6 protein-coding genes are annotated in these 6000 nt (G+C 66.7%); 3 read left to right on the forward strand and 3 right to left on the reverse strand.

What is annotated here, in order from left to right; all coding sequences use genetic code 11:
* Nucleotides 1-88 precede the first annotated feature (88 nt).
* A complete protein-coding gene (dcp, locus tag AC5P9F_RS13865; protein WP_012478784.1) occupies nt 89-2245 on the forward strand; it encodes a peptidyl-dipeptidase Dcp in 2157 nt (718 codons plus the stop codon).
* A 375-nt stretch (nt 2246-2620) separates the two neighbouring features.
* On the opposite strand, the gene AC5P9F_RS13870 is transcribed toward dcp, so the two are convergent.
* The gene (locus AC5P9F_RS13870; RefSeq protein WP_004153636.1) at nt 2621-3067 is read right to left on the reverse strand and encodes a 3-dehydroquinate dehydratase; all 447 of its coding nucleotides are present in this window, start codon (nt 3065-3067) and stop codon (nt 2621-2623) included.
* Nucleotides 3068-3070: 3 nt separating this feature from the next.
* A complete protein-coding gene (locus AC5P9F_RS13875; RefSeq protein ID WP_061480257.1) occupies nt 3071-3472 on the reverse strand; it encodes a hypothetical protein in 402 nt (133 codons plus the stop codon).
* A 257-nt stretch (nt 3473-3729) separates the two neighbouring features.
* Between AC5P9F_RS13875 and lepB the strand changes: the two genes are divergently transcribed.
* On the forward strand, nt 3730-4356 hold the full coding sequence (lepB, locus tag AC5P9F_RS13880; protein ID WP_274850011.1) for a signal peptidase I: 627 nt from the start codon (nt 3730-3732) through the stop codon (nt 4354-4356).
* A gap of 123 nt (nt 4357-4479) precedes the next feature.
* Nucleotides 4480-5736, forward strand: coding sequence for an MFS transporter (locus AC5P9F_RS13885; protein WP_274850012.1), 1257 nt, complete (start codon nt 4480-4482; stop codon nt 5734-5736).
* 129 nt (nt 5737-5865) lie between these two features.
* On the opposite strand, the gene AC5P9F_RS13890 is transcribed toward AC5P9F_RS13885, so the two are convergent.
* Nucleotides 5866-6000, reverse strand: a 135-nt coding sequence (locus AC5P9F_RS13890; protein ID WP_224481892.1) for an integrase core domain-containing protein, incomplete at its 5' end; no start/stop codon positions are given.

The raw sequence follows: 6000 nt of genomic DNA on the forward strand, positions 1-6000 counted from the left end.
ACGCCACGTCCGGCACATGCCGGGCGAGCGCGACAGGAGTAGGGTGGAGGGCTGGTATTCCATACCGTCTGCCCAAGGAGCGTTTTACATGTCGCGTACCGTAGTCCTGGCCGCCGCCATCAGCCTGGCGCTGGCGGCCTGTTCCGGCAAGGAGTCCACCCCCGTGTCCGATGCCCAGAAAGCCCCGGCCCAGCAGCCGGCCGAAGCCTCCACCAATCCGCTGCTGAGCGCCAGCACGCTGCCGTTCCAGGCGCCGCAGTTCGACAAGATCAAGGACAGCGACTACCTGCCGGCCTTCGAAGAAGGCATGCGCCAGCACCTGGCCGACGTTCGCAAGATCGCCGACAGCAGCGAGCCGGCCACCTTCGACAACACCATCGTGGCGATGGAGCGCAGCGGCGAGACCCTGACCCGCGTGTCGCGCATCTTCTTCGGTCTGGTCCAGGCCGATACCAACGATGCGCGCCAGAAGATCCAGGAAGAAGTGGCGCCGAAGCTGGCTGCGCACCAGGACGAGATCAACCTCGATCCGAAGCTGTTCGCGCGCGTGAAGTCGATCTATGACCAGCGCGACACGCTTGAACTGGATCCGGTGCAGAAGCGCCTGGTCGAGCACTACTACGATGGCCTGGTGCGCGCCGGCGCACAGCTGTCCGACGCCGACAAGGCATCGCTGCGCAAGCTCAACGTGGAAGAGACCACGCTCTCCACCCAGTTCCATACCCGCCTGGTGGCTGCCACCGCGGCCGCCGCCGTGGTCGTCGACGACAAGGCCAAGCTGGCCGGCCTGGACGAGGATGCGATCAACAACGCCGCCAACGCAGCGAAGGAGCGCAAGCTGGATGGCAAGTTCCTGCTGCCGCTGCAGAACACCACCCAGCAGCCGGTGCTCGGCTCGCTGAGTGACCGCGACCAGCGTGCCGCCGTGCTGAAGGCTTCGGAAACCCGCGCCGAGCGTGGCGATGCCAACGACACCCGGCAGACCGTGCAGCGCCTGGCCCAGCTGCGTGCGCAAAAGGCCAAGCTGCTTGGCTTCGACACCTTCGCCGACTACCAGCTGGGCGACCAGATGGCCAAGACCCCGGCTGCCGCGCTGAAGCTGCTGACCGACACCGTGCCGGCCGCTACCGCCAAGGCGCGCGCCGAAGCCGGCGAGATCCAGAAGGTGATCGACGCGCAGAAGGGCGGCTTCCAGGTCGCCGCCTCGGACTGGGATTTCTACGCCGAGCAGGTGCGCAAGGCCAAGTACGATCTGGACGAGTCGCAGATCAAGCCGTACTTCGAACTGGACAACGTGCTGCAGAACGGCGTCTTCTACGCCGCCACCCAGCTGTACGGCATCACCTTCAAGCCGCGTACCGACATTCCGACCTACAACCCGGACATGAAGGTGTACGAAGTGTTCGACAAGGACGGCACCTCGCTGGCCCTGTTCTACACCGACTACTTCAAGCGTGACAGCAAGTCTGGCGGCGCCTGGATGGACGTGTTCGTCGAGCAGGACGGCCTGACCGGCGCCAAGCCGGTGGTCTACAACGTCTGCAACTTCACCAAGCCGGCCGCCGGCCAGCCTGCGCTGATCAGCTTCGACGACGTCACCACCATGTTCCATGAGTTCGGCCATGCACTGCATGGCATGTTCTCGAACGTGAAGTATCCGTCGATTGCCGGCACCGCCACCTCGCGCGACTTCGTCGAGTTCCCGTCGCAGTTCAACGAGCACTGGGCGCTGGACCCGAAGGTGTTCGCCAACTACGCCAAGCACTACAAGACCGGCGAGGCGATGCCGCAGGAGCTGGTCGACAAGATCCTCAAGGCACGCAGCTTCAACCAGGGCTATGCGACCACCGAGTACCTGTCGGCCGCACTGCTGGACCTGGCCTGGCACACGCAGAAGGCCGACGCGCCGCTGCAGGACGTCGGCGCCTTTGAAGCCAGCGCGCTGAAGAAGTTCAAGGTCGACCTGCCGCAGGTGCCGCCGCGTTACCGCACCACCTACTTCGACCACATCTGGGGTGGCGGTTACTCGGCCGGCTACTACGCCTACTTCTGGGCCGAAGTGCTGGATCATGACGCCTACCAGTGGTTCACCGAACACGGTGGCCTGACCGCCGCCAATGGCCAGGAATTCCGCGACAAGATCCTCTCGCGCGGCAACAGCGTGGAGCTGTCGACCCTGTACCGCGATTTCCGCGGCAAGGACCCGTCGGTGGAACCGCTGCTGAAGTTCCGCGGACTGAAATAAGCGCGACCTGAAGTACGAAAGAAATAACGGCGGGGGAAACCCCGCCGTTTTTCGTTGAATCGATACCATCGACAGATTCCGCAGTTTGCCGCTCATCCACGCATGGCGTGGATCCATGCATCGACCAAGGTCGACACCCACCAGAAGCAGGCCATGCTGTTCCGACAGTTCGCGGAGATCTGTCGAAGGCGGGGTGGGTCCGGTTGCGGGGGTGTCCGCGGCATGGATGCCGCGGCCAAGCTTACAGGCACGTACTTGCAGCGTCCCCCGCAACCGGACCCACCCCGCCATCCCCCAGGAAAACGGCTTTGGCTGTTGCTGTTGAGGTTGCCGGCCAGCGGCCGGCACTACCGGGTGCCGGGCACAGCCCGGCCATCACGTCCCCACGTGTACCCGGTTGGCCTGTTCGGCCAATCCCAGGTGATCCAGCGCGATGTCCAGCGCCAGCACATAGCTCTGCGCACCGTACCCGGCGGCGATGCCCAGGCGCTGGCCGACACCGGCCGGCAGGCACGGCTCGGCCACCGCGCCGTCGTCATGTACTTCCACGTAGGCGTTGTGCAGGTAGGGCAGCAGGCGCTGAAGACGCAGGCTGTTGGCACAGGCACCCGGATCGAGCAGCGTCACCTCGCCGCGGCTGTGGTCGGCCACGCGCAGGGCGTCCAGCAGTTCCTGTTCCGAGCCGCAGGCGCGTATCGCCACGCTGGTGCCGGCGTCGATCGCGCGATGCACCAGCGACTTCAGGACCGGTGCCGGCAGCGGCATCGCGGTGCGGATCAGGGCGCCGGCCGCTTCCGGGCCGCGGATGATGAAGATCGACATGACTCAGCTCTCCTGCGCCAGGCGGCGGCCGACAATGGCCAGCGACAACGGGTAACCGGCCTGCTGGCTGCGCTGGTCGACCACCACGGCGGCGGGGCCGTGCTGCAGGCGCAGGCGTGCATCCAGACCAGGTTCGCTGGGCGCCTGCAACTCGATGTACTGCGCCGGTAGCCGTTCCAGCGCCGCCTGCAGCGCGCCACCTTCGGCCTGCCATTGCGCCTCGTCGGCGGCACCGACATCCAGCAGTACCCAGTCGGCCGAGCGCGCCTGCGGCTGGCACAGGCACTGGCGTACCTCGGACAGGCTGGCACAGTCACTGCAGAGCACGCGATGGCCGGCCAGCTGTGCCGGCAGTTGGGGACGCGGTGCCGACGAAGAGGCGTGGCGGATCACCAGGAGGGTCATACAACACCTTGCGGAATGCGCCGTGTGGCGCGGTGGGCACACGATGCGCGTGCTGCCCGTAAAGGTGCGATGCCGGCGGCCGGACCGGGGCGTAAAACCTGCGTAACCCTTCATGTAGAGCCGAGCCTACGCTCGGCTGGCGTGCGCCGACGCTCAAAGAGCAGCCGAGCGCGGGCTCGGCTCTACAACAAGCCGGCGCGGGAACCTCTTCGGCCCGGATGTGGTCTGATGCATCTACCACCTACCCGGAGCCTGCCATGGATGCTGTTGCCCGCCCTCCCTTTTCCGAACGGGCGCTGGCCTGGCTGAAGAAGGAGGCGTTGCCGCTGCTGGTGATGCTCGGCCTGCTGGCCGCCGCCCGCGATACCCTGGCCAACCACTACGTAGTGCCCAGCGGCTCGATGCAGCCGACCCTGCAGCCCGGCGACCGGGTGGTGGTGGACATGCGTGCCTACGGCCTGCGCCTGCCGTTCACCAACAAGGAACTGATGTCCACCGGCACGCCGCAACGCGGTGAGGTGGCGGTGTTCGATTCGCCGGCCGATGGCACCCGGTTGATCAAGCGCGTGGCGGCGGTGGCGGGGGACCACGTGCAGATGCGCGAGGGACACCTGAGCATCAACGGCCAGCCGCTGCAGATCGCCGACCTGCAGGACGTGGAAGCCTTCGGTGAGCGTCGCGCCCGCCTCGACCTGGACATGGGCGGCGGTCCGGACATCGCCGATCTGGTGGTGCCGGCCGGCAAGGTGCTGGTGCTGGGCGACCACCGCGGCAACAGCTTCGATGGCCGCTTCTTCGGCTTCGTCGACGCCGACAAGGTCTACGGCAGGGCGGTGGCGGTGTACTACCGCCGTGGCGACGGCTTCGAGTGGCAGCGCCTGTAAGCTGAATTGATATTTTTCGCGTATCAATCCTGACCTATCAGGTTATGGATCGACTGGATGGGCGGGCCTAGTCTAGGCCCGTTCCCTCCCACGCCCGGCCGTCCCCACCGGCCCATCGATCCCATGACTGGCGAAACTGCGGCGGCCGTCGAACGCCGCCCCCACACTGCCGATTCCGGTGCCGAGACCCGCATCCAGCAGGGCACGCCGGCCTTCCGCCGCACCGCGTTGGCGCTGTTCCTGGCTGGCTTCTCCACCTTCGGCCTGCTGTACACGGTGCAGCCGCTGCTGCCCGAGTTCAGCCGCCACTTCGGCGTGTCCGCCGCCGGCAGCGCGATGTCGCTGTCGCTGACCACCGGCACGTTGGCGGTGGCGATGCTGCTGGCCGGCCTGTTGTCCGATGCGATCGGGCGCCGCCCGCTGATGATCGCCGCGCTGCTGGCATCGGCCACCTTGTCGCTGTGCACCGCACTGGTGGACGACTGGACCACGCTGCTGGTGCTGCGCACCCTGCTCGGCCTGGCGCTGAGCGGCGTACCGGCAGTGGCGATGACCTACCTGGTCGAGGAAATGGACAGCCGCGCGCTGGGCCTGGCGATGGGCCTGTACATCGGCGGCAACGCCATCGGTGGCATGAGCGGGCGCCTGCTGGCCGGCATCATCGCCGACCACTGGGGCTGGCGCTGGGGTATAGGCGTGGTCTCGATCATCGCCATCGCCAGCACCGTGCTGCTGTGGCTGCAGCTGCCGCCGTCGCGCCATTTCAGCGCGCGACGCGATGGCCTGCGCCAGTTGCCGTCGCGCTGGCGCACGCTGTTTGCCGACCCGGGCCTGCCGTGGCTGTTCGCCACCTCGTTCGTGCTGATGGGCGTGTTCGTCACCCTCTACAACTACCTCGGCTACCACCTGCTGGCACCGCCCTACCATCTCAGCCAGACCGTGGTCGGGCTGATCTTCAGCGTCTATCTGGTGGGCACCTTCAGTTCGGCGTGGATGGGCCAGCAGGCCACGCGCTACGGCCGCGGCCGCATCCTGTCGATCTCGTTCGCGCTGATCGGCGCCGGCATCGTGCTGCTGGCGATGCCGTGGCTGAGCACGATGGCGCTGGGTATCGCGCTGGTGACGTTTGGCTTCTTCGGTGGCCACTCGGTCGCCAGCAGCTGGGTTGGCAGCCGTGCCGGTACGATGCGTGCGGAAGCCTCGGCGCTGTACCTGTTCGCCTACTACCTGGGGTCCAGCGTGCTGGGCGGTGTGGGTGGCCTGGCCTATGCAGCCTGGGACTGGCTTGGCGTGTGTGCGTTCGCCGCCGCGCTGACCCTGATCGGCGGTGGCATCGTCTGGACGCTGCAGCAGCGCGCGCCACAGCCGGTCACGGCGTGACCCAACGCACGGTAGTGCCGGCCGCTGGCCGGCAACCACGGTGTGGCGGGTCTGCCGAGGTAGAGTCGACTGTTAGTCGACTGCTCTTCCATCAGATCGCGAAAACCCCGCGCTGCGCGCGATAGTCGACTAACTGTGTAAACCCACCACGTTGTTCAGCAGGACTCTGGAAATAGGTGGCTGGCCACCGATCCCCATGTGAGGGCGGTGCCAGTTGTAGTGGTGCAGCCATTGGGTCAGCACGGAATTGCGCTGGTCCGAGGA

The sequence above is a fragment of the Stenotrophomonas sp. YJH_SMC_4 genome (genome assembly GCF_059371575.1).